Origin of the sequence: Agromyces sp. H17E-10, from assembly GCF_022919715.1 — a bacterium.
In the GTDB taxonomy this organism is placed as follows: domain Bacteria; phylum Actinomycetota; class Actinomycetes; order Actinomycetales; family Microbacteriaceae; genus Agromyces.
In genome coordinates this window covers 982,170-1,004,770 of the sequence record NZ_CP095042.1, presented here as the reverse complement: position 1 = coordinate 1,004,770, position 22,601 = coordinate 982,170, and the positions used below count along the sequence as shown (strand labels likewise).

The 22,601-nt window shown below is 70.9% G+C and carries 24 protein-coding genes and 1 pseudogene; 13 read left to right on the top strand and 12 right to left on the bottom strand.

Features of this window, described 5'->3' with window-relative positions; genetic code table 11:
- Positions 1 to 117 precede the first annotated feature (117 nt).
- The 7 genes from MUN74_RS04520 to MUN74_RS04490 all read right to left on the bottom strand — a co-directional run bounded on the left by MUN74_RS04520 (position 118) and on the right by MUN74_RS04490 (position 7,631).
- Entirely contained in the window at positions 118 to 2,457 is a 2,340-nt protein-coding gene (locus MUN74_RS04520; RefSeq protein WP_244855221.1) for an arylsulfatase, read from the bottom strand.
- Positions 2,454 to 3,455 carry an ABC transporter substrate-binding protein gene (locus MUN74_RS04515; protein WP_244855220.1) on the bottom strand — a complete coding sequence of 334 codons (1,002 nt, stop codon included), beginning with the start codon at positions 3,453 to 3,455 and terminating at the stop codon, positions 2,454 to 2,456. The genes MUN74_RS04520 and MUN74_RS04515 overlap by 4 nt, the downstream gene beginning before the upstream one ends.
- A gap of 60 nt (positions 3,456 to 3,515) precedes the next feature.
- On the bottom strand, positions 3,516 to 4,334 hold the full coding sequence (locus tag MUN74_RS04510) for an ABC transporter ATP-binding protein (protein WP_244855219.1): 819 nt from the start codon (positions 4,332 to 4,334) through the stop codon (positions 3,516 to 3,518).
- Positions 4,316 to 5,176, bottom strand: coding sequence for an ABC transporter permease (locus MUN74_RS04505; RefSeq protein WP_244855218.1), 861 nt, complete (start codon positions 5,174 to 5,176; stop codon positions 4,316 to 4,318). The genes MUN74_RS04510 and MUN74_RS04505 overlap by 19 nt, the downstream gene beginning before the upstream one ends.
- Positions 5,177 to 5,362: 186 nt before the next feature.
- Positions 5,363 to 6,127 carry a PspA/IM30 family protein gene (locus MUN74_RS04500; protein WP_244855217.1) on the bottom strand — a complete coding sequence of 255 codons (765 nt, stop codon included), beginning with the start codon at positions 6,125 to 6,127 and terminating at the stop codon, positions 5,363 to 5,365.
- Positions 6,124 to 6,837 carry an FUSC family protein gene (locus MUN74_RS04495; protein ID WP_244855216.1) on the bottom strand — a complete coding sequence of 238 codons (714 nt, stop codon included), beginning with the start codon at positions 6,835 to 6,837 and terminating at the stop codon, positions 6,124 to 6,126. The genes MUN74_RS04500 and MUN74_RS04495 overlap by 4 nt, the downstream gene beginning before the upstream one ends.
- A gap of 221 nt (positions 6,838 to 7,058) precedes the next feature.
- Entirely contained in the window at positions 7,059 to 7,631 is a 573-nt protein-coding gene (locus MUN74_RS04490) for a dienelactone hydrolase family protein (RefSeq protein WP_244855215.1), read from the bottom strand.
- Positions 7,632 to 7,828: 197 nt separating this feature from the next.
- Here MUN74_RS04490 and MUN74_RS04485 point away from each other — a divergent pair, with 197 nt between their 5' ends.
- From MUN74_RS04485 to MUN74_RS04455, 7 genes are all read left to right on the top strand, one after another.
- Positions 7,829 to 8,098 (top strand): hypothetical protein, encoded by a 270-nt coding sequence (locus tag MUN74_RS04485; protein ID WP_244855214.1) that lies wholly within the window; start codon positions 7,829 to 7,831, stop codon positions 8,096 to 8,098.
- Positions 8,098 to 9,720, top strand: coding sequence for a putative T7SS-secreted protein (locus tag MUN74_RS04480; RefSeq protein WP_244855213.1), 1,623 nt, complete (start codon positions 8,098 to 8,100; stop codon positions 9,718 to 9,720). Before MUN74_RS04485 ends, MUN74_RS04480 begins: the two co-directional genes overlap by 1 nt.
- 19 nt (positions 9,721 to 9,739) lie before the next feature.
- Positions 9,740 to 10,189 (top strand): hypothetical protein, encoded by a 450-nt coding sequence (locus tag MUN74_RS04475; protein WP_244855212.1) that lies wholly within the window; start codon positions 9,740 to 9,742, stop codon positions 10,187 to 10,189.
- Positions 10,186 to 10,815 carry a hypothetical protein gene (locus tag MUN74_RS04470; protein ID WP_244855211.1) on the top strand — a complete coding sequence of 210 codons (630 nt, stop codon included), beginning with the start codon at positions 10,186 to 10,188 and terminating at the stop codon, positions 10,813 to 10,815. Before MUN74_RS04475 ends, MUN74_RS04470 begins: the two co-directional genes overlap by 4 nt.
- Before the next feature lie 289 nt (positions 10,816 to 11,104).
- Positions 11,105 to 11,596 carry a DUF6069 family protein gene (locus MUN74_RS04465; RefSeq protein WP_244855210.1) on the top strand — a complete coding sequence of 164 codons (492 nt, stop codon included), beginning with the start codon at positions 11,105 to 11,107 and terminating at the stop codon, positions 11,594 to 11,596.
- Positions 11,597 to 11,648: 52 nt separating this feature from the next.
- Positions 11,649 to 12,806 (top strand): sensor histidine kinase, encoded by a 1,158-nt coding sequence (locus tag MUN74_RS04460; RefSeq protein WP_244856349.1) that lies wholly within the window; start codon positions 11,649 to 11,651, stop codon positions 12,804 to 12,806.
- Positions 12,803 to 13,417 (top strand): response regulator transcription factor, encoded by a 615-nt coding sequence (locus tag MUN74_RS04455; protein WP_255820933.1) that lies wholly within the window; start codon positions 12,803 to 12,805, stop codon positions 13,415 to 13,417. Before MUN74_RS04460 ends, MUN74_RS04455 begins: the two co-directional genes overlap by 4 nt.
- A 264-nt stretch (positions 13,418 to 13,681) precedes the next feature.
- On the opposite strand, the pseudogene MUN74_RS19290 reads toward MUN74_RS04455, so the two are convergent.
- Positions 13,682 to 14,074 (bottom strand): annotated as a pseudogene (locus MUN74_RS19290) (HDIG domain-containing metalloprotein); the annotation flags it as partial.
- Positions 14,075 to 14,167: 93 nt separating this feature from the next.
- On the opposite strand from MUN74_RS19290, the gene MUN74_RS04450 reads away from it, so the two are divergent.
- Together MUN74_RS04450 and MUN74_RS04445 are read left to right on the top strand one after the other, a co-directional pair.
- Positions 14,168 to 14,602 (top strand): hypothetical protein, encoded by a 435-nt coding sequence (locus MUN74_RS04450; RefSeq protein ID WP_244855209.1) that lies wholly within the window; start codon positions 14,168 to 14,170, stop codon positions 14,600 to 14,602.
- 10 nt (positions 14,603 to 14,612) lie between these two features.
- Complete coding sequence (locus MUN74_RS04445; protein ID WP_244855208.1) at positions 14,613 to 15,161, top strand: ATP-binding protein; 549 nt, start codon at positions 14,613 to 14,615, stop codon at positions 15,159 to 15,161.
- A 48-nt stretch (positions 15,162 to 15,209) separates the two neighbouring features.
- On the opposite strand, the gene MUN74_RS04440 is transcribed toward MUN74_RS04445, so the two are convergent.
- Entirely contained in the window at positions 15,210 to 16,193 is a 984-nt protein-coding gene (locus tag MUN74_RS04440) for a helix-turn-helix transcriptional regulator (RefSeq protein ID WP_244855207.1), read from the bottom strand.
- 28 nt (positions 16,194 to 16,221) lie between these two features.
- On the opposite strand from MUN74_RS04440, the gene MUN74_RS04435 reads away from it, so the two are divergent.
- On the top strand, positions 16,222 to 17,418 hold the full coding sequence (locus tag MUN74_RS04435; RefSeq protein ID WP_244855206.1) for an epoxide hydrolase family protein: 1,197 nt from the start codon (positions 16,222 to 16,224) through the stop codon (positions 17,416 to 17,418).
- A gap of 48 nt (positions 17,419 to 17,466) precedes the next feature.
- Here the strand turns inward: MUN74_RS04435 and MUN74_RS04430 are convergent, their stop codons facing one another.
- Together MUN74_RS04430 and MUN74_RS04425 are read right to left on the bottom strand one after the other, a co-directional pair.
- Complete coding sequence (locus tag MUN74_RS04430) at positions 17,467 to 17,724, bottom strand: cell division protein CrgA (RefSeq protein ID WP_244855205.1); 258 nt, start codon at positions 17,722 to 17,724, stop codon at positions 17,467 to 17,469.
- A gap of 39 nt (positions 17,725 to 17,763) precedes the next feature.
- Positions 17,764 to 18,756, bottom strand: a complete 993-nt coding sequence (locus tag MUN74_RS04425; protein WP_244855204.1) for an EamA family transporter — start codon at positions 18,754 to 18,756, stop codon at positions 17,764 to 17,766.
- Positions 18,757 to 18,828: 72 nt separating this feature from the next.
- Between MUN74_RS04425 and MUN74_RS04420 the strand changes: the two genes are divergently transcribed.
- Positions 18,829 to 19,782: a LysR family transcriptional regulator gene (locus MUN74_RS04420; RefSeq protein ID WP_244855203.1), complete on the top strand. Its 954-nt coding sequence runs from the start codon at positions 18,829 to 18,831 to the stop codon at positions 19,780 to 19,782.
- Between the two features lie 26 nt (positions 19,783 to 19,808).
- A complete protein-coding gene (locus MUN74_RS04415) occupies positions 19,809 to 20,174 on the top strand; it encodes a DUF5655 domain-containing protein (protein ID WP_244855202.1) in 366 nt (121 codons plus the stop codon).
- A gap of 69 nt (positions 20,175 to 20,243) precedes the next feature.
- Here the strand turns inward: MUN74_RS04415 and MUN74_RS04410 are convergent, their stop codons facing one another.
- On the bottom strand, positions 20,244 to 21,683 hold the full coding sequence (locus MUN74_RS04410) for an HNH endonuclease signature motif containing protein (RefSeq protein ID WP_244855201.1): 1,440 nt from the start codon (positions 21,681 to 21,683) through the stop codon (positions 20,244 to 20,246).
- Between the two features lie 241 nt (positions 21,684 to 21,924).
- Between MUN74_RS04410 and MUN74_RS04405 the strand changes: the two genes are divergently transcribed.
- Positions 21,925 to 22,503 carry a VanZ family protein gene (locus MUN74_RS04405; RefSeq protein ID WP_244855200.1) on the top strand — a complete coding sequence of 193 codons (579 nt, stop codon included), beginning with the start codon at positions 21,925 to 21,927 and terminating at the stop codon, positions 22,501 to 22,503.
- Positions 22,504 to 22,601: the final 98 nt, after the last annotated feature.

The following is a 22,601-nucleotide window of genomic DNA, read 5'->3' as shown; positions in this document are numbered from 1 at the left end:
CCATCGGAATCGGCCTACCGGCATCGTGGCAGTCGCCTGACGGTGGGGCAATACCCCGATGGGGCCGGCCGGGCTCGATGCGCCCGCCCGGCCCCCGTCGGCCCCGGGCCCGACCCGTCAGTCGTAGTACAGCGCCGCGCTGTGGGCGAGCTCGGCGACCGCAGACGGATCGTACGGCGCGCGCTCGCCGGGGGTGAAGGTCACACCGACCAGCTCGCCCGTGAACTCGAACGACCCGTGGCGCTCGTACAGCGGCCAGCTCACCGGTCCGCCGCTGTTGCGCCCGACCTCGATGCCCGAGAACGGCGCCATGCCGACGAGCATCCGCACGCCGTCGAGACGCGCGCGTTCGACGCCGTCCACGGTGATCGCGACGTCCCAGCGGAACTCGGGCCGCCACTCCAGCGAGACGCCGAGCACGTGCGCGCCGTGCGGCAGCACGCCCGCCGACACCTCGAGCAGGCGCCCGTACTCGTTGTACGAGAAGTGCAGCTCGCCGTGCTCGATCCACAGTGAGTAGCCGCCGCCCTGGTCGCCGTGCGCGACGATCACGCCCTCGCTCCCGGCGTCGAGCACCACATCGGCCCAGAGGTCGACCGACCGCAGCGTCACGAGCGCCGCCGCCCGATGACGTTCGAGCTTCGGTGCCCCGGGTAGCAGGCGCAGCGGCCGCTGGAACAACGCCTCCTCCGGTCGGCGCACGTCGCTGAACGCGGCGCCGAGCGGGAACACCGCGTTGCGCCAGGCCGCCTCCTCCCAGGCGGCGGCGAGCTCGCGAACCTGCTCGGGATGCTCCGCGCTCACGTCGTGCAGTTCGTTGGGGTCGTTCGCGACGTCGTAGAGCTGCCACTCGTCGTCGTCGAACGCCGCCCCGAACGCGTGGTCGGTGACGAGCTTCCAGCCGTCGCGCGTGAAGCCGCGGTTGCCGCCGAACTCGGAGTACTGCTCGCGGCGCGTGCTCGGCGCGTTCTCGCGGGCGACGCTCGCGAAGCTCACGCCGTCGATCTCCTGCGCGGGCAGGTTGTGCCGCACCCCGCCGTGGTCGACGCCCGCGAGCTCGAGGATCGTGGGCAGCACGTCGGTCACGTACTGGAACTGGTTGCGGATGCCGTGATCGCCGTCGGCGCGCGGCAGCCCCTTCGGCCAGCTCAGGAGGAAGGGCACACGCACGCCGCCCTCGAAGGTCTGCCCCTTGAAGTACCGGAACGGGGTGTTCGAGGCGAGCGCCCACCCGCGCGGGTAGTGCGTCATCGCCTGCGGCCCGCCGATGAGGTCGAGGTCGCGTTCGACGTCGGGGTCCCAGTCGGCCGGCAAGCCGGGCACGTGCACGAACCGGCTGAAGTACGAGCGCGTGCCCTCGGGTCCGCCCTCCGAGGTGCCGCCGTTGTCGCTCGTGACGATGACGACGGTGTTCTCGAGGTCGCCGGTCTGCTCGAGGGTGTCGAGCAGTCGGCCGAGGTTCTGGTCGACGTTGTCGACCATCGCGGCGTAGACCTCCATGTGGCGGGCGTAGAGCTCCTGCGTCTCGTCGTGGAGGTCGTCCCACGCGGGCACCTCATGGCCGAACGCGGCCGTGCGATCGGGCAGCGGCAGGTCGTCGGGGAAGAGTCCCTGCGCCTTCTGGCTTGCGAGCCGGGCTTCGCGGATCGCGTCCCACCCGGCGGCGTATCGGCCGCGGTGGCGGGCGAGGTCGACGGGCTTCGCACCGAGCGGGCCGTGCATCGCCGTGTGCGCGAAGTACAGCAGGAACGGCTTGTCGGGGTCGTTCGCACGCAGGGCGCTGATCATCGAGATCGCCTGGTCGGTGTAGTCGTCGGTCACGTAGTACGGCTCGTCGTCGCGCCCGGCGAGCGTCTCGGGGCCGACCGGCGAGTTGTCGCGAATGAGCCGGTTCGGGTGGAAGAAGCTGTTGAGCCCCTCGAGCGACCCGTAGTACCGGTCGAACCCCCGCTGCAGCGGCCAGGTGTGCTTCGACGCGGCATCGTTCATGAGCGCGTCGCGGGTGAGGTGCCACTTGCCGACCATGTACGTCGCGTAGCCCGCATCACGGAGGATCTCGGGCAGCGTCAGCACGTCGTCGTCGATCTCGAGCCGCAGGTTCGGGAACCCCGGGTCGGAGTTCGCGACGCTCGCGAACCCGGCGCGGTGCGGGTTGAGCCCCGTGAGCAGCGCCGCCCGCGCCGGCGAGCAGACCGGCGTCGTGTGGTAATTCGTGAGCCGCACGCCCGAGGCGGCGACCCGGTCGAGGTTCGGCGTCGGGATCTCCGATCCGAACGGCCCGAGGTCGCTGAAGCCGAGGTCGTCGAGCAGCACGACGACGACGTTCGGCGCGCCCTCTGGCGCCCGCTTCGAGCGCGGCCAGGCCCGCTGCGACTGCGGCACGGTGCGGCCGATCGCGCCGGGGTGGCGGTCGTAGCCGCGGGCGAAATCAGGGATGCCGCGTTCGTCGACGCTCATCGTGAGGCCTCGATCGCCGCGTTGTAGCGGTCGTCGAGCGACTGGGCCACGTCGGGAGCCTCGGGGATCAGCCCGATCTCGGCGTAGGTGTCGGCCTGCTGCTGCTGGCTGGTCGTGAACTCGTCGCCGAGCGGCACGAGGTCGTAGGTGTCGCGCGCGGTGACCGCTGTCGCGATCTCGAGCGGCAGCCCCGTCGTCTCGGCGTAGACCTTCGCCCACTCGTCGGGGTGTTCGTCGGCCCACCGATAGGCACGGTCGAGGCGCAGGACGTAGTCCTCGATCGCGTCGGCCTTGGCGTCGTCGGCGAGCGCCGCGTCGGTCGCGACGGTGATGTTCCAGTCGGTGACGACGTCGGAGGCGTTCGCGATCACCTGGCCACCCGCCGCGAGCGCGATCGCGCGCTGCGGGTCGAGCAGCGCCGCGGCGTCGACGTCGCCGTTCGTGAGCGCCGTGTACGCGTCGGCCGGCGGCAGGTTCGCGGGCACGATGTCGTCGTACGTGAGGCCGTGCTCGCCGAGGATCTCGATGAGCGAGTACTGCAGGGTCGTGCCCTGCAGTGTCGCGACCTTCTTGCCGGCCAGGTCGGCCGCGTCGTCGATGTCGGAGCCGGCCGGCACGACGATCTCGACGACGCTGCCGCCCGGCGCGCTGGTCTTCGCGGCGGCGACGATGTGCGCCTCGGTTCCGGCGACCTGCCCGAAGATCATGGGGGTGTCGGCCATGTTGACGACGTCGATCTGCCCAGACGGCACGGCTTCGAGGGCCGCCGGGCCGGAGTCGAACAGCGCGGTGTCGATCTCGTAGTCGACCCCGTCGTTCTCGCCGGACGCCTCGAGCAGGGCTTCGCTCACCTTCGCCTGGCCGAGTTGGCCGACGTGGAGGGTGACGGTGCCGTCGTTCGGCGTCGAGGATGCCGCGGTCGCGGCGCAGCCCGACAGGGCGAGGCCGGCGACGGCGAGTACGGCCGTCGAGGCGATCGTGGTGGAGCGGATGGGCATGGTCGTTCCGTTTCTCTTGGTGGGTGCGGTGGTCTCAGGTGGTGAAGCGGGCCGCGCCGGTCAGTGGTCGTCGTCGCCGACGCCGAGCTCGGTGAGCAGGCGGGCGCGCAGCGCCGCGAACTCGGGGCGCGAGCGTCGGCCCTCGACGGGCAGGTCGACGCCCACGTCGAGCGAGAGCTCGCCGTCGGTGAGCACGATGATGCGGTCGGCGAGCAGCACGGCCTCGTCGACGTCGTGCGTGACGAGCAGGACGGCCGGTGTGTGCCGGGCGATCAGCCCGCGCAGCAGGCGGTGCATGCGGATGCGGGTGAGCGCGTCGAGCGCGCCGAACGGCTCGTCCATCAGCAGCAGCGAGGGCTCGCGCACGAGGGCCCGCGCGAGCGAGACGCGCTGCGCCTCGCCGCCCGAGAGCGTCTTCGGCCAGACGCAGGCCTTGTCGGCGAGGCCGACCTCGTCGAGCAGGGCGCCTGCGCGTCCGCGGGCGTCGCGACCGGCTCGACCTGCGCGTGGCAGGCCGAGCAGCACGTTGTCGAGCACCTTGGCCCAGGGCAGCAGTCGCGAGTCCTGGAACGCGACCGAGGGCAGCGCGGGCGCGTGCAGCGAGCCGGTATACTCGGTGTCGAGCCCAGCGAGGATGCGCAGGAGGGTCGACTTGCCCGAGCCCGAGCGGCCGAGGAGGGCGACGAACTCGCCGCGGCGGAGGTCGAGTTCGATGCCGTGCAGCACGCCGCGTCCGTCGAAGCTGCGGGTGACGCCGTGGGCGCGCACGACGAGCTCGCTCGCCTCCGCCGACCCGGGCGACGGGGATGCCTCGGACGAGGCATCCGGTTCGATGATGATGCCCGATGCGGGCGCAGTGGTCACAGCGTCGATCGCCATGTCAGGGTCTTCCTCTCGATGAAGCGGACGAGCGTGTCGGAGATGAGCCCGAGCAGGGCGTAGACGACGAGGCCGACGACGATGATGTCGGTCTGGCTGAGGCTGCGGGCCTGCATCATGAGGTAGCCGATGCCGCTCGACGCGTTGATCTGCTCGGAGACGACGAGCACGAGCCAGGCGATCGACACGGCGAACCGCAGGCCGGTGAAGAAGTTCGGCAGCGCGCCCGGCAGCACGATGCGGCGGATGATCTCGACCTTGCCGAGGCCGACGGTGCGGGCGAGGTCGATGTACTTCCGATCGACGCCGCGGATGCCCGCGTACGTGTTGAGGTAGATCGGGAACGCGACCGCGAGGGCGACGAGGAAGACCTTCACCTCCTCGCCGATGCCGAACCAGATGATGGCGAGAGGCAGCAGCGCGAGGATCGGCATCGCGCGGATCATCTGCAGGTTCGCGTCGAGCAGCACCTGCCCGAGCGCGAACAGGCCCGTGACGATCGCGAGCGCGAGGCCGACGACGATGCCGATCACGAGGCCGAGCATCGCCCGCTGCAGCGACACGAGCAGGTGCTCGCCGAGCGCGCCGCTTGCGACCAGCCGCCAGCCCGCCTCGCCGACGGCGAGGGGAGCGGGGAAGATGCGCGCAGAGAGTGCCCCGCTCGCCGAGGCAGCGAACCACACCCCGAGCAGCACGAGCGGCCCGATCCAGCGCAGGTTCGCGGGGTCGGTGCGCCGGCGCGCGGGCACCACGTCGCGCGTGATGCGGTCATCGATGCCGGGGCGCAGCGACTCGTCGGCAGCCACCCCTCGCCCGGCCTTCACAGCTGTTTCGATCGCCATGAGGGTATTCAGGCAGAGCCCTCGCGGCCGCTTCCAGCCTGTTCGTCACGCGGCGACAGCCGGGGTCACGCAGCGTCGGCCGGGGTCATCCGGCGTGCGGAATCGTCACCCGGTGTCATCCGGTCGGTCGGTCGAGTAGCGCGAAGCGCGTATCGAGACCACCGGCGCGGTCACCTCACGTCGCGGCTAGCCCTGCCCGATGCCCAGCCACCCGTCGGGGCCGTCGGCTCGCCGCTGCGAGGTGCCTCCGGCTGAGTCACCCGACTGCATCGCGCGCAGCTGCCGGTCGATCTCCGCCTGCGCCGACATCGCCGCGAGCTGCCGCTCGATATCGGCGTCGGGGGAGGCCGTGAGGTCCTTGAGGGCGCCGCTCGCGAGCAGCTCGTCGGTCGCGGCGGCGCGCGCCTGCATCTGGGCGACGCGGTCGCGGGCCCGGTCGAGGCTCGTGCCGATGTCGTCGATGCTCGCCCCGAGGCCGGCGACGGCCTCGTTCGCCTTCACCTGCGCCGCCGACGCGGTGTACGTGGCCTTGATCGTCTCCTTCTCGATGCGGAAGGCAGCGATCTGCTCCGACAGCTGACGTTCGCGGCTCTGCAGCTGCGCCGTCTGCTGCTGCAGCGAGTTGAACTGGTCCTGCAGCTTGGCGACCTGGCCCTCGAGGAGGGCGCGCCGCTCGAGGGCTGCGCGCGCGAGGTCTTCGCGGCCCTGCGCCATCGCCTCGCGGGCCTGCTCGCCGAGCCGCTGGTAGCGGGCGCCCATCTCCTGCCCCTGCAGGTCGATGCGCTTCTTCGCGGTCGCGACGTCGGCGACCGCCTGACGCACCTGCTGCAGCAGCTTCACCTGCTGCTCGTAGCTGTCGTCGAGGGTCTCACGCGGATCTTCGATCTTGTCGAGGGTCTTCTTCGTCTTGCTGCGGAAGATCGTGCGGACGCGCGCGGTGTTGTCGCTCATGGTCTGGTCTCCTTCAGATCGAACGTCGAGCGTGGTCGGTGAACGGACGCCGCGGGCCGGGACGGCGGCCGCGTCGGCGTGCGGAGCGGTTCGTCGTGCCGGTTGAGTCGTCGCAGCTCGTCGACGCCGGCGGCGAGGGCGGCGACCTCGCGCTCCAGGTCGGCCTGCAGGTCGGTGAGCGTCTCGTCGGTCGCTCCTTCGAGGCCGGATGCCACGGCCGAACGCAACCGCCGCACGAGCCCCGCCAATTGATCGACCCGGCTGGTCGCCGCGGGAAGCTCGGCGGCGAGCACCGCCTGGTCGGTCTCGCTCTCGAGCAACCGCAGCTGCAGGTCGAGTGCCGTGCCCTCCTCGCGGATGCGGCGGAACAGCCTCGGCAGCTCGCCGTGGCTCGATGCGGCGGGGGCGACGTGCCCGGTGCTCCGGCCGCGCGCGGCGCGCCCACTGCGCCCATCGGGCCGGGCGGTGCCCGTTGCGAGGTCGATCGCGGCCTGCCCGCTGTCGAGGGTCTCGGCGAGTCGGACCCGTAGCGCGAGCACCTTTCGGCGCGGGCCGCGGCTGAAACCCGCGCGGGCGCGCAGGGTGGTGTCGGCGACCGTACGGCTGCGACGGATGCGCCGGTAGACGGCTCGAACGACGAGCACGATCGTCGTCACCGAGACGACGAACATGATCAGGAACGCGACGAGGATGCCGAGCAGCACCTCCATGACCCCCACCTCCCGTCGGCGCGGCATCGGTGCCGCCCGCAAACGCGATATAACGCAATCTACGCTCGGGTCGGCCGAGGGCCTAGCCCTCACTGCGAATTCGGAGGCGGCGGGCGCCACCGACGGCCATCACTCGGTGGTCGAGGAGCGACGTGTCTCGATACGGCGCTTCGCGCCTACTCGACAACCGGCGTATCGAGACCGGCCTCAGGCGACCCGCCTCACACGCGCGCGAGAAACTCCAGCACGCGCCGCATGAGCAGCGCGCTCGCCTCGGCGTCGTAGCTCGGCAGCGTGGGGTCGGCGAAGTAGTGCTGGTCGCCCGGGTACAGGAAGAGCTCGGCGTCGTCGGCCGACGCGACCAGCTCGCGCGCGGCATCCACATCGCCCTCGTCGATGAAGATCGGGTCGGCGTCGGCGCCGTGGATCTGCACGGGTACGCCCGCCGGCCATCCGCCGAACTCCGAGGCGGGCAGGCACGAGTAGCAGAAGAGCGCGCCGCGGGCGCCGGGGCGGGTCTGCGCGAGCCGTTGCGCGGGCACGACGCCGAGCGAGAACCCGGCGTAGACGAGGTCGTTCGGCAGGTTGTCGGCGGCGCGTGCGCCGCGCGCCATGATCTCGCTGAACCCGACCTCGCTCGCGTAGCCGACGCCCTCGTCGATCGAGGCGAACGTGCGGCCCTCGAACAGGTCGGGGGTGTGCACCGTGTGGCCGGCCTCGCGCAGTTCGTTCGCGAGGATCTCGATGCCCTCGGTGAGGCCGAGCGCGTGGTGGAAGAGCAGGACTTCGGTCATCGTGGCGACTCCGTTCGTAGGCCGGCGCGGGGCCGGTGCGCGTACGGTCGCGACGCTACCGGTACCCTCCACCACTGTCGACGGGGTGGTGTTCGACGGCCGTGATGGGGAGTGCTGCCCATCGCGACCTCACCCGCACGATGATGAGATGCTCGTGTGCCTTCCGGCGCAGCATCCCGATCGGAATGGAGCGAGTGATGGCCGATGTCGACCTCGACCTGACAGCGCTGCAGACCGCGCAGATGCGCGTCGGCGCAGCGCTGACGACGTTCGCGTCGGCTGATCGCGTCGGCGACGACCTCGCCGACCTGACGGGCGAGTCGCGCCTCGCGAGCCGGGTGCATGACTTCGCCGGCAACTGGGACCACAACCGCGGCAAGCTCGAAGAGCAGCTCGAGACCGTGCGCGACTGGCTCGATGCCATCGTCGAGACGTTCACCGAGCTCGACGAAGACATGGAGGGCTGATGAGTTCCGGACTCGCCGTCGAGTACGAAGACGTCTTCGCCGGGCGACCGGCACAGCTCGAGACCCGCGCACGTCGCCTGCAGTCGACGGCCGACGCGATCGAGCGCGCCGCCGACGCTCTGCGCGACCTCGTCGACGACCAGGTCTCGAAGTCGACCGAGCAGGTCGGCGAGAGTGCCGAGGAGGCGGCGAAGGGCCTGCGCCGCGCGTTCCGCCGCTACAGCGGCACCGCGTCGGCGCTGACGACGTTCGCCGTCGAGCTCGCACCCATCCAGGAGCGGGCGCGCGCGGCCGTCGGCGACGCCGACTTCCACCAGGACCGCGTCTACAGCCGCGAGCGCGACCTCGGCGACCTGAACAACAAGATCACGCAGGCCGAGGCGGCGGGCAAGCCGACCGACGACCTGCGCGACGACCTGTGGGCCGCGAACAACGAGATCGCGACCTCCCACCGGCATGTCGAAGACGCGCGGCGCGTGCTGCGCGAGGCGCGCGAGCAGATCTGGGATGCCGCGGACCGGGCGATCCGCGAGATCGAGACCGCCATCGAACACGGCGCCGACTCGTTCGGCGACAACTGGGACCAGTTCTGGGGTGGCGTCGGTGACGTGCTCTCGTCGGTCGGGGAGTGGTTGTCCGACGTGCTGACGCCGGTCATCGACTGGCTCGTGCAGGTCGTCAGCGAGCTCGTGTCGGAGCTCGTCGTGCTGCTCATGATGGTCGTCGGCGCGCTGGTCGTGGGGCTCGTGTTCACGCTGTTCGGACCGATCGGGCTGCTCGTGCTCGGCCTCGGGCTCGCGGTGGGCATCATCGCGCTCGTCTGGGGCGAGCAGGCGGGCTCGCCCCAGCTGAAGAACAGCAAGACCGAGTCGACGCGCGACGAGAACGACCCGAAGCGCAACGGGGAGCTCGACGGCCAGGAGGCGCGCGACTACCAGGACCTGATGCAGCAGCTCGCCCAACAGGACGACCACGGCAAGGACAGCCTGACCGAGATCAAGGTCGTCGCGATCAAGGACGCCGACGGCAACATCATCTCGTGGCGCATCCAGACGCCGAGCACGCAGAACTGGGGCCCGTTCAACACCGACGGCGCCATGAACGACCTGCGCACCGACCTCATGCTGTCGCTCTTCCCCGAGATGCGCACGCAGTACGAAGAGGCGGTGTGGCAGGCGATGACCGACGCCGGCGTCTTCGAGAGCGACGCGCCGATCATGTTCACCGGCTGGTCGCTCGGCGGCATGATGGCCGGCGAGATGGCCACCGACCCGCGGGTCGCCGACCGGGTCGAGTCCGTCTTCGTCGCCGGCTCCGCGATCGACAAGCACTACAGCGACATGCCCGACGGCGTGCGCGTCACGCAGATCAAGAACGGCATCGACCCGGTGCACACGCTCGAGTTCGTCGGGCTCGACCCGATCGACCGGCTCGCGGAGTTCGACTCCGACTGGCAGGAGTACCGACCGCTCCAGTGGCCGATGCACGATGCGACCATGTACGGTGACCAGGCTGAGCACTACCTGCCCGAGCCTCGGCCGGGCGACGAGATCTTCTTCGCCGAGACGGGGGACGGAAGCTATGAGGAGGCATACGTTGCGCAGTACACGCGTGGGTCGTAGGGGGCGCGGCACGCTGCGCGTGACGGCATTGGTCGCGACGTTCGCGATCGGGGCGGTCGCGCTCGTCGGCTGCACGACCGCGGAGCCCGACGTGGCCGGCCTGGAGTCGGAGCTGTCGCAGGTCGACGGCGTGAACGACGCGGTCGTCGGGGTCACCCACTCGGGGGCGCCGTGGAACACCCAGCTCGTCGTGACGCTCTACATCGACGACGACACGGCAGACGGCATGGTCGGGGCTGCGCGTGCCGCGGCCCCCGTCTTCGTCGCCGGCGGCGCGGGCGCACGCCACGAGGTGAGCATGTACTTCATCCCCGGTCAGCGCAGCGACTACGAGAGCGACTTCGACGCCGAGTCGTACGAGCTGACCGTCACGCCCGAGGTCGCCGCCGCCCTCGGCGTGTCCGACAGCGGACCGTTCTCGCTGCGGATCTCGCCCGCCCAGATGCGCCAGATCGCGGCCGGCGAGTGAACGACGAGACGGCGCAGCTCGCGCCGCCGCGACTGACGTTCCAGTTGCCCGGCCGCTGGCTCACGGTCGACCCGCGCGACGAACGGCAGGCCCGCGAGCAGGTCGACGCGGCCGTACGCGACCTCGTGGGCGCAGCCGACGACGCCGTGCTCGCCCGCCGGAGCCTCACCGCGAGCTTCGACCGTGCGATCGCCGCGGCATGGAAGGCCGAGGCGCACGCCCTGTTCCTGTGCTTCGAAGCGGCCCCGGGCGTCACGCTGCCGGTATCGCTGACGGTGCACGCGCCCGAGCGGCTGCGGATGACGCCCGCGATCGGCACGTCGGCAGACGCCGTGCTCGGCGTGCTCGCGAAAGGGCTCGCGGCGTCGACCGCCGCCGGGGCCGAGACCGCACGTCGTCTCGACGGACCGCGCGCGAGCGTGCTGCGCACCGACCGCGAGATCGAGGAGCTCGTCGAGGAGGACGGCGTCGCTGTCACCGCCGTGCGCCTCGAGGTCGACTACTGGTTCGCGGTGCCCGGGTCGAAGCAGGTCGTGCTCGCGAGCTTCGCGACCCCGCTCGGCGAGATCCGCAACGCGATGCTGAGCTTCTTCGACTCGATCGCGCTCGCCGCCTCGTTCGCGTAGCCCACGGCAGGTTGAGGAGGCGCGAAGCGCCGTCTCGAAACCCGCGGCAGGTTGAGGAGGCGCGAAGCGCCGTCTCGAAACCCGCGGCCGCCGAGGAGCGCACGCCGTCGGCGGGACATCCCTTCGCGCACCCTGTGGACATGTGGAATTGTGGCCGCCTGACCGGTGGACTTGTGGACTTGTGGCCGTTGCTCCCGGATGGATCTCGCCAGCGCACGCGAAACACCCACCCCCGATCAGTGACATTCGTCTCTGCCGCCGCGCCGTCGCAGTTCATACCGTCGAAGGCATGGATACGACAACCGATCAGACCGAGACCGACGCCCAGACCAACGACCCGACCAACGCCGCTGCCGTTCGCCCCCCGGCCGACATCGCCGCGGCCCGCCGCCGTCGACTCCTCCGCGCCGCGACCGTCGCAGCCGCGGTCGTGCTGCCCCTGCTCGTGTGGGTGGTCGCGGTGCCGCTCGCGGGGCTCGACCTCGTGGCGGGCGTCGGCCCGACCGCCCAGACCGTCACGCCGGCGTCGATCGTCGCCGTCGCGCTGCTGATGGGCTTCGCCGCGTGGGGCGTCATCGCCCTGCTGGAGCGGGTGACCCGCCACGGCCGACGCATTTTCGCCATCGTCGGCTGGACGCTCCTCGCGCTCTCGCTGCTCGGCCCGGTCGGCGCGGGCGCCTCGGGCGCGGTGCTCGTGACCCTCCTCGCGATGCACCTCGTCACGGGCGGCGCCATCATCATCGGCCTGCCGCTCGCGGCCCGCCGACGGAGCGCTGAGTAGATTGGCTCGCGGAACCAGCCCGATTGCGGAGCCGACCAGGATGCGTGACGTGATGACGACGATCGAAGAACCGCAGTCCCCGCCGCGCACGGCCGCGTGGCTCGCCTACCGGCCGGCGGCGTGGCTCGCCCTCATCGCGGCGCCCGTGCTGCTCGTCGCCCCGCTCGTCGCGGCCATCGTCGCCGGCGACCCGGTGCGCATCGCCTACGTCGTGCTCATCGGCGTCGCGTTCGGCGTCGCGGTGTCGCGGCCGTTCGGCGCCGGCCGCCGCCCGAGCGTCATGACCGAGATCGTCTTCGTCGCCCTGCTCGCACTCTGCACCGGATACTTCTGGCTCTGGCAGTCGGGGCAGGCGCTGCTGTTTCCGCTGCTCGCCGTCGCCGCGTCGCTCGCGATCCGGCGGCGCTGGGCGATGGGCGTCGTCGGCTCGATCGCGGTGACCGGTGCACTGGCGGTGGGCTTCGCCGAGTGGTCGCTCGCCGGAGCAGTGCTCGTGGGCTTCGCCGCGTTCGCGGGCGGCGCGGGCAACTACCTCGTGCAGTACTACGTCGCGCTCGCGCACGAGCTCGACCGCACCCGCGAGCGGCTCGCCGATGCGGCCGTCGCCGAGGAGCGCCTGCGCTTCTCGCGCGACCTGCACGACCTGCTCGGTCATTCGCTCTCGGTCATCGCGGTGAAGTCCGAGGCCGCGCGCCGGTTGATGAACCCCGATCCGGATGCCGCGGCCGCACACATCTCGGATGTCGAAGGGATCGCCCGCGAAGCCCTCGGCGAGGTGCGTTCGGTGGTGGCCGGCTCGCGAGCGGTGAGCCTTCGCGACGAGGTGGCGAACGCACGTCGCACCCTCGAGGAGGCCGGGGTGGCGACATCCGTGATCATGCCCGAGCGGCCGCTGCCGGTCACGGTCGACGCCCTGCTCGGCTGGGTCGTGCGCGAGGCGGCGACGAATGTGCTGCGGCACTCGGTGGCGCGCGAGTGCGCGATCGAGGTCGTAGCCGACGACGATCGGGTCACGATCGCCTTCTCCGACGACGGGCCGAGTCGGTCGCGCGGGGCGTCGGCCGCGGCATCCGCGTCGCCTGCCGTGGGCAACGGCCTGCGCGGCCTCCGTGAACGCGTCGCAGCCGCGGGCGGCGAGTTCGCGGTCGAAGCTGCGCCGCGCTTCAGGGTGACGGCCGTCGTGCCGCTGAACGGGGAGACGCTGCGGTGAGCGAGCCGACGACGATCCTCATCGCCGAGGACCAGCGCATGATGCGCTCGGCGCTCGCCACCCTGCTGGGGCTCGAGCCCGACCTCGAGGTCGTCGGCGCGGTCGAGCGCGGCGACGAGGTGGTCGCGGCCGCCGAGCGGCTGGCGCCCGACGTGGTACTGCTCGACATCGAGCTGCCCGGCAGGAGCGGACTCGACGTGATCGCGCCGCTGCTCGCCGCGCTGCCGAGCTGCCTCGTCGTCGTCGTGACGACCTTCGGCCGGCCCGGCTACCTGGCCCGGGCGCTCGCGGCTGGGGCGAGCGGCTTCCTCGTGAAGGACGACCCGGTCGAGCAGCTCGCCGCGGCGATCCGCCGGGTGCGCGCGGGGGAGCGGGTCGTCGACCCGAAGCTCGCCGCCGAGGCGCTCGGCACGAGCGACAACCCGCTCACTGCCCGTGAAGCCGAGGTACTGCGCGCCTCGGCCGACGGCGCGACGATCCACGATCTCGCCGAGCAGTTCTTCCTCTCGCCGAGCACCGTGCGCAACTACCTGTCGAACGCGATCGGCAAGCTCGACGCCCGCAACCGCATCGAGGCGCTTGCGATCGCCCGCGACCGCGGGTGGGTGTGACGGGCTGCGAGACGTCAGCGATCGGGCATCTGCGCGACGCGCAGCCACGGGATCGAGGCATCCGGCCGCGCCGCCGCACCCCGGGCCTCGCCATCGCAGCGCACGATGACGGCCCAGTCGGCGAGCGCCCGCAGCTTCGAGTCGGGTGCGCAGGCGGCGCACCGCCCGCGCTGACGGCGTGCCTTGCACCGAGACGTGCGCCATGTGCGTCGCAGTGATCGCGGCCGCCGCGGTGACGAGCGGCTGGGCGAGTCGCATCCGTCGCCCCATCGACCCGATCACGTCGGCGCCCCGCTCGGCATGACCGTGCGAGCTGATCCGGCCATCCCTGCGGGTCGTGGTGTCGGGCTTGCCGATGTCGTGGAGGAGCGCCGCGAGCACGAGCAGGGCGCGACGTTCGTCGTCGACGTCGCGCTCGTCGGCGTACGCGGCGGCGAGGTCGGCCGCCCACAGCGAGTGCACGAGCACGTCGCCCTCGGGGTGCCAGTGCGGGTCCTGCGGGGTCGTTGCGAGCGCGGCGATCTCGGGGATCGCGTCGATCAGGCCCGCGTCGCGAATCGCCTGCGAGGGGGTGCGCTCGGAGCGGGCGATCGCGAGCAGCGCAGCGCCTGCGGCTGCTTCCGACGGGATGCCGCGGGCATTGGTCGGCTCGACCATCGAGACCTCCTCGGGAACACGGGTCAGCCTACGATGCCGTGGTGATCCGAGCCCGGGTACCCGGCGCGGAGCAGGCTCGACGATGATGGGGTCGTGAGCTTCGAAATCTACCTGCAGGACTTCGCCGACACTCCGCGCGACCGCCGTGACGCGGTCGGGCCACTTCTGCGCTCGTTCACGGACGAGTCCGGCGAGAATATCCGCACTGCTGATGGCATGGCCGCGGTCTACGGGGCGGACGACGACCCGCTGACGGGATTGATGCTCAACCATGTCGAGGGTGAGCTCGTCTGGCAGGTCATCTTCGATCTCGCCGTAGCGGGCGACTGGGTCATCATGCCTGTCGGATGCCCGGTGTGCGTCGTGAGTGAGGCGCAGGCTGATTCTGTACCGCCGGAGCTCCACGACAATGGCGTCGTCCTGGTCGACTCGGGGTCGCGATTGCTCGATGTCATCGTGAATGGGAGTGACGAAACCGGGCCGTCCTTGACGAATGACGACGGATCGACTGCGTCGGACCACCCCTAGAATGCCCCGCATGCGGATCGTCGTCTCGGGTACCCACGCCAGCGGCAAGACCACGCTAATCGACGACTTCGTCGAGGCCCACCCCGAGTATGAGCGATGGGGCGACGCCTTCGAGTTCGTCGACTCCGCGCTCGACGAGCCCGACGCGTCGACGTACTTCGAGCAGCTCGTCTCGAGCGGTAAGCGCCTGCTCGCCGGCGGACCGGAGCAAGACGTCATCGTCGAGCGGGGGCCGCTCGACTTCCTCGCGTACCTGGCCGCGCTCGAGACGCTGGGGCGCGGCGGTCGCTCGTCGGCCCTCTACGAACAGGGACTCGAGCTGACCTCGCGGGCGATGAGCGAGGTCGACCTGCTCGTCATCCTGCCGCTCCAGCACCGCAACGGCCCCGAGGCGGCTGCCGACGAAGACCTCGAACTGCGCAGCGCGATGAACGAGTCCCTGCTCGAACTGAGCGACGACCAGGATCTGACCGGCGACCGTGCCCGTGTGATCGAGGTGGTCGGCGATCGAACAGCACGGCTCGCTGCGGTGAACGCTGCGCTCGCCGACTTCGGTTGACGTTCGGATCGCCCCGGGGGCGAACACAGGGCCATTCGGAATCCCCGGTCACGCGCTCGCGGTCGCGTACCTGCGAGCGAGCACCTGAATCGCCTCGGTCAGCTCGGGCGGGCCATCGACGGTGAAGTCCTCGTCGAGCAGGGCGAGGTAGACGGCGACCGTCATAGGGTGGTCGGCGCCCGTGACGAGCACGCAGCGCTCGTCGTCGATCGTCTCGACCAGGCCGACCGAGGGATCGATCTTCTCGGCGACGACGCTCGCCGGCGCGTGCACGACGACACGGGCGCGAAAGCGCCAACCCGCCGAGGCGACGCCGCGCAGCACGTAGCCCGCGACGTCGTCGGCCGGGAGACCGCGCGGGTTGAACCGTCGCCGGGTCGGCGGGCGAAGCGCCATGCGGTCGACGCGGAAGCTGCGCCAGTCGTCGCGCTCGAGGTCGAACGCCACGAGGTACCAACGACGGCCCCAACTCACGAGCCGGTACGGCTCGACCCGACGGAGCGACGCCTCGCCCTGGAACGGCGTGTACTCGAACCGGAGCCATTCGGTGCGCTGCACGGCGCCGGCGATCGCGGCGAGCATCGGCGCCTCGACGCTCGGCCCGGTGTCTCGCGCCTGAGGGGCGGTCGCCGCGGCCATCGCGCTCACCTGTTCGGCCAGCTGATGCGGCAGCACGTGCTCGAGCTTGGCGAGGGACCGTGCAGCGCTCGCCTCGATGCCGGCGACGGCGTTCGACGTGACCTGGTGCAGGGCGATCGCTACGGCGATGCCCTCGTCGTCGTCGAGCATCAGCGGCGGCAGGTCGGTCGCTCGGTCGAGGCGGTAGCCGCCCGCCCTGCCGCTCGTGGCGTCGATGACGTAGCCGAGTTGACGAAGGCGCCCGATGTCGGAGCGGATGGTGCGGGTCGACACCGCCAGCCGCTCCGCGAGTTCGGTCGCCGTCCAGTCCTGGCGCTGCCGTAGCAGCGCCAGGACCTGCAGCACGCGCGTCGCGGTCTGGTTCACGGGCGTCCTCGATTCACGGAAGCTCATCTTCCGCATTCGTTTCTACCGTAGGGGCATGACGAACAGCGAGCCGACCACCGGCACCCAGCAGGCCACCACTTCGACGATCGAGCCGAACGACGAGCGCGTCATCCCGTTCACCCTCTCGATCCCTGCCGCGGATCTCGACGACCTCCACGACCGTCTCGCCCGCACGCGCTACACGACCGAGGTGCCGGGCGGCGACCCGGCCTACGGAGCGAGCCTCACCAAGGTGCGCGAGACGGCCGAGTACTGGCGAGACGAGTTCGACTGGCGCGCCGTCGAGCAGCGACTTGCCGCCTTTCCGCAGTTCATGACGACGATCGACGGGCAGCCGATCCACTTCCTGCACGTGCGCTCGGCCGAGCCGAACGCGTTCCCCATCGTGCTCACGCACGGCTGGCCGGGATCGTTCGCCGAGTTCGCCGACATGATCGGGCCGCTGGTCGATCCGGTTGCGCACGGCGGTCGCGCCGAGGACGCCTTCCACGTCGTGGTGCCGAGCTTCCCGGGTTACGCGTTCAGCGGGCCGGTCACGGAGGCGGGCTGGGGATCGGCGCGGGTCGCGGCCGCATGGGACGTGCTGATGAAGCGCCTCGGCTACGAGCGCTACGGCGCGCACGGTGGTGACGGCGGATCGCTCGTCGGCCGCGAACTCGGCATCCTCGCCCCCGACGGCCTCGTCGGCACGCATGTGCTGCAGCTGTTCTCGTTCCCGAGCGGCGACCCCGCCGAGTTCGAGAAGCTGGAGCCGAAGGATTTCGAGGCGCTCGAGATCTTGAAGAACTTCGGCGAGATCTCGGCGTTCGCCAGCCTGCAGTCGACGAGGCCGCAGACACTCGCGCACGCGCTCGCCGACTCGCCGGTCGGGCAGCTCGCCTGGAACGAGCTCATGGCGACGTTCGACCGGCCGACCGAACTCACCCGCGACCAGATCCTCACGCACGTGTCGCTGTACTGGTTCACGAACACCGCCGGGTCCTCGGCGCGGCAGTACAAGGAGGACGCGCGGTTCAACGCGGGTGAGGGCGTCGCTGCCCGCATCAATCACGCACCGACGGGGGTGTCGATCTTCAAGAACGACTTCCACTCGATCCGCACGTTCGCCGAGCGAGACAACGACCAGATCGTGTTCTGGAAGGAGCACGAGGTCGGCGGCCACTTCGCCGCGATGGAGGTGCCCGAGGCCCTGGTCGGCGACCTGCGCGAGTTCTTCCGACCGCTGCGCTGAGTCCGCGAACCGAGACGGCCGCGCCCTCCGGGGTGCGGCCGTCTCCGTTCAGAACGAGCGCGTCGGCTGTCGTCGGCTCGCGGCCAGGAGGAGCCTGCCCGTCAGTGCCAAGGGGGCGCCGATGAGCAGGGGGATCAGCCCCACCACGAGGTTCGCCGAGCCGAGCTCGGGCATCGGAAGCTCCCCGCGCGAGGCGTAGAAGGTGAGTATCCAGATGAGGCCGAACAGCGTCGCGGGAATGCCGCACGCGAGGAGCACGATCGCAGCGGTACGGAGTCCGCTCGACTGAGGAACAACGTTGGTCACCCCGAAAGACTAGGGCGCTGGATGCCGGGCGTGAGTGGATCAGCTCGTCCCAGAACGGGGACTTGCGGGTTGGGGCATCGGGGTGATCGCGGTGCGTTCCGAGGGTCGCGTGCGGGGCGGGACCTGAGCCTGCGCCGTGCCGCCAGGGCCCCGTCCAGCGCCACGCCGCACCGGCGCATTCGCGATGAACACGCCGCCGACGAGCACGACCCCGCCGATGATCTCCCACCCGTTCGGGATCTGCGCGAGCAGCAGGGCCGCCGAGATCATCGCGACGACGGGCGCGAGCAGCACCCACGGCACCACCGACGCCGAGCGGTTGCGGGCGAGCAGCGCGTTGAAGATGGCGTAGCCGACGAGGGTGCAGAGCCCCGCCGTGTACAGGGTTGAGACGAGTGGCCGCCAGCCGAACACGGCGATGCCCGCGGCGATCGCGTCGGGCCCCTCGATGAGCGCCGACAGGGCGAGTGCCGGCAGCGGCACGACGAGCGACGACCAGACCGTGAGCGACAGCGCACCGAACCGCTTCGCGGGTGCGACCGGACCGGCCTTGCGCGAGATCACGTTGCCGATCGCCCATGAGAGTGCGGCGAGCAGGCACATCACGACCGCGATCGCCGGGGCGTCGCCGCCGCGACCGAGCGCGACGACGCCGAGCCCGACCGTACCGACGAGCACGCCGATCGTCTGCATGCGGTTCGGCCGTTCGCGCAGGGCGAGCGCCGCCACCACGATCGTCAGTACGACCTGCGCCTGCAGCAGCAGCGCCGCGATGCCGGGCTGCAGTCCGAGCGCGATCGAGGTGTAGAGCAGGGCGAACTGGCCGAGGCTCATGAACAGGCCGACGCCGACGATGGTCTTCCAGCTCGCAACCGGGCGGGGCACGAAGACGACCGCGAGGGCGACGACTGCGAAGCGCACGGCGACGAAGAAGAGGGGCGGGATGCCTCGCATGCCCCAGTCGATCACGACGAAATTGAAGCCCCACATCGTCGCCACCAGGGCAGCCAGCAGCATGTCGCGTCTCGTCATGGCTCTACTTCACCGCGTCGCATCCGGAAACACCAGCGATCATTTGTGCGAGTAATTCGGTAGCATCCGTACATGATCGATCTCGAAGCGGTGGTCGCCCTGCGTGCCGTTGCCACCAACGGAAGCGTCGCGGCCGCGGCCGACGCGCTCGGCTTCACGCCGTCGGCGGTGTCGCAGCAGATCAAGCGGCTCGAACGCGGCACGCGCGTCGCCCTGCTCGAGCGAGCCGGCCGCGGGGTCGTGCTCACCGATGCCGGGCGGCACCTGGTCACGTCGTCGGCGAACGTGCTCGCCGACCTCGAGCGACTCGAGGCCGACCTGCACTTGGCGGGCGGCACCGGTGCGGCCGAACGCGGTCCGGTGGTTGGCGAGGTGCGCATCGGCGCGTTCTCGACGGCGGTGCGCGGCATCCTCGTCGATGTGCTGCCGCGGCTGCGGGCGGAGCATCCCGAACTGCGGGTGCCGATGCGCGAGAGCGAGCCGTGGGAGACGATCGCCCTCGTCGCGTCGGGGCAGCGCGACCTCGGCATCGTGCACCGGTGGGGCGGCGTGGCGCTCGCGATGCCCGAGCACCTCGTCGAGACGCCGCTGTTCACGGATGTCGCGGATGTGATCCTGCGGCGGGACCACCGGCTCGCGGACCGGGCAGAACTCACGCCGCTCGATCTCGCGAACGAGGAGTGGATCGCGACGTTCGACTCGACCATTTGCCGGCAGTGGCTGCGGCGGCTGTTCGACGGCGTCTCGAACGCGCCGCGCGTCGTGCACGAGTCGATGGAGTTCGAGAACCACCTCGAGCTCGTGCGGGCGGGGCTCGGGGTCGCGTTGGTTCCGCGGATGGGGCGGCCGGCGTTGCACCCTGACCTGGTGGCGATCCCGACGGTGCGGCCGGCCTCGACGCGTGGCGTGTCGGCGGTGCATCGGCGCAGCCAGGCGGATTCGCCGGCGTTGCAGGTGGTGCTCGATGCGGTCGTGGATGCCGCGGTCGGACTTTCGGCGGAGGCGACCTCGTCGGCTACCGGCTGACGTCGTCGCTGCCTATCGTGGTCGGCATGAGCGAGCCGGTCGAGGGCGAGGAGTTCTTCGCGGACGACGCTCAGGCACGTGCGATCTATCGTGCGCTCGCGCGTCCGTTCGTCGGCCTCGAGGGCGTGGAGGTGCGCGTCTCGAAGAGCCAGGTCGCCCTTCGCGCCAGACGGGGCTTCGCCTACTGCTGGGCTCCGTCGCGGTACATCTCGTCGGACGTGCCGGTGGTCGTGTCGATCGCGTTGCCCGAGCGGCTGGAATCGGAGCGGTTCAAAGAGATCGCGCATCCAGCGAATTCGACGTGGATGCATCATGTCGAGCTTCGGCAGGTCGACGATGTCGACGCTGAACTGGTCGGTTGGGTGCGACTGGCGTGGGAGAACGCCCGCTGAAGCTGGCGGTTACGCCGCTCGATCGTCGCGCCGCTCGATCGTCACGCACCCGATCATCGCGTCACCCGATCATCGCGTCACCCGATCGTGGCGCAGCTCGAATCGCGCCCGCCCACCGAGGCGCGGCACCTGGTCGGGGTCGATGTGCGGTGGTGGGATGAACCACACCTCGCTCGGTCGCGCGTCGATACTCCACCCGTCGCGGTGGATGCGGTGGTGGCAGAAGCTGCAGAGCATCACGCCGTTCGAGAGGTTGGTCGGTCCGGCGTCTCGCTCCCACCACCGGATGTGGTGGGCTTCGACATACGCGATGTTCTGGCCGCAGGAGGCGCAGCCGCCGTCGCGCTCGCCGAGCGCGAGGCGTTGCGCCCTGGTGAAGAGCCGGACCTGCCTTCCGAGGTCGAGCGGGAGGCTCTCGCCGCCGAGCACAGCGGGGATGAGTTCGGCGTCGGCGGCCATGCGGCGCGCCGTGGATGCCGAGACGGGCTGGTCGAGACCGTCGATGCGGGCGTGTCCGAGGCCGCTCTGGAGGGTGTCGAGGTCGACGCGGACGACGACCGTGGTCTTCGCGAGGGGCGTGAGCGTCTGGCTGCAGCCGAGCGTGTGGCGCGCGAGCGCGGCGAGCGCGTCGGCCTGGATCTGCGGGATCGATCGGGTGTCGTCGAGGACCGGCGCGTGGTCGACGTCGCCCGCCTGGCGTCGGCGCAGCGCATCGCTGACGAGGGCCTCGATCGCCGCCTTGACCGGTGCGGCGCTCTCGGGGTCGAGTCGGGCCACCAGGTGCACCACGCCGTGGCGGTCTTCGCGCATCGTCAGCGAGCGCTCCGAACGGAGTTCGTCGTCGCGGGGCTCGACGCCGTCGGGATCGAGCCGCGCCTCTGCCTCGCGGACTCCGCGCAGGAGCGTCTCGAGCGGAACCTGCCTGGCCAGTTCGACGAGCGCAGCTTCGACCACGTCGACTCGGGAGGCATCGGCTCTCGCAGACGCTCGGTCGAGCATCGAGGTGATCGCGGAGGCGGCATCGAGACCAATCACCGCGGCTGCGAGCGCCGTCGCCACATGCGGATGCCGCGACGGCGCGCGCTCACCGCTGAAGGTCTGCCGTTCGGCGGTCGCCGTGCCCACCGCGATCAGCCGCTGCGCGTCGGTGCGCGACGCCCCGGTGGACGCGGCGATGAGTCGTGTCGGATTGTGGAACCCCTGCGCCTTCGCGAGCCCGGTCTCGCCGAACTCGGGCCCGGAGCGTCGCGCGACCTCGGCCGCGACCCGGGCGAGCACGGCGTCGATGTCGCGCCGCGTCTTCGCCAGCGCATCGGTGACCCGGATGAGACCCGAATCGCTCATCTGCTCGAGGTCGAGCTGAGCCGACCCGAGGCTCGCGCCGAAGGGCGGCATCGCGCCGGCCCACGCCTCACGGAGCCCCGCCACCCCGCGTTCGAGGGCGGCCAGCGCGTGCAGCGCGGCCGGTGCCGCGGGCACGGCCTGCGCGGGTCGCGAGGTCTCTTCCATGTCTCCACTCTGCGCCCACCCACTGACATTCGCCCGCGCTGGAAATCAGCGATGATCGGCTGTTTCGCCTGTGGACAAATCGCGCAGAACGCGACCTGTGGAGGACAAGTCGCGCGCCGTGGCATCCGGCGCATCGGAGCGGTCGAACAGGGAGCGCCAGCGGTGGTGCGGAAAGGCTCGTGCCGATCCCGCTGAGCGCGTGGCTCGGCCGTTCTGAAGGTTCGCAGGGAGAGAATGCCCTGTGACCTCCTCGACCCCCTCGCGATCGAACCGCGGCCGCGGCATCCTGATCGTCGCGTTCGTCGTGTACCTTGCGCTGCTCGCGTGGGTGGTGCTGTGGAAGCTCGACGTGCCCTGGATCGGCGAAGCCGCAGGCCTCGCCAGGCCGATCAAGCTGGTGCCGTTCGTGCCGGCCGGCGACGACGGCGCGAGCAAACCGACCGAACTGCTGATCAACCTCGTGCTCTTCGTGCCCTTCGGGCTGTTCGCCGGCGCACTCGCGCCAAAATGGTCGTGGTGGAAGACCGGCCTCGCCGCGCTCGCCACGAGCCTCGTGCTCGAGACGGTGCAGCACGCCATCTCGACGGGCAGCTTCGACACCACCGACCTCATCGTCAACACCGCCGGAGCGCTCATCGGCTGGAGCATCTTCGTCGCCGTGCGGCGCGTGGCGGGCGAGCGCACGTCGGTCGTGATGTCGCGCGTGTGCGTCGTCGTCACGACACTTTCGCTCGTCGCGGTGCTCGCGTTCGTCGCGTCACCGCTGGAGTATGGGCCGCAGCGCGATGTGGTCGTGGAGCGGTCGAACCCGACACCGTAGCTGGTCGGGTACCGCGCGGAGCGCAACGCCTGGAAGGCTCCGCGTGGAGATTGAGGGATCGCCGTGGCGTGTTCCGCCCGGCGCTGACGCCGCATCGA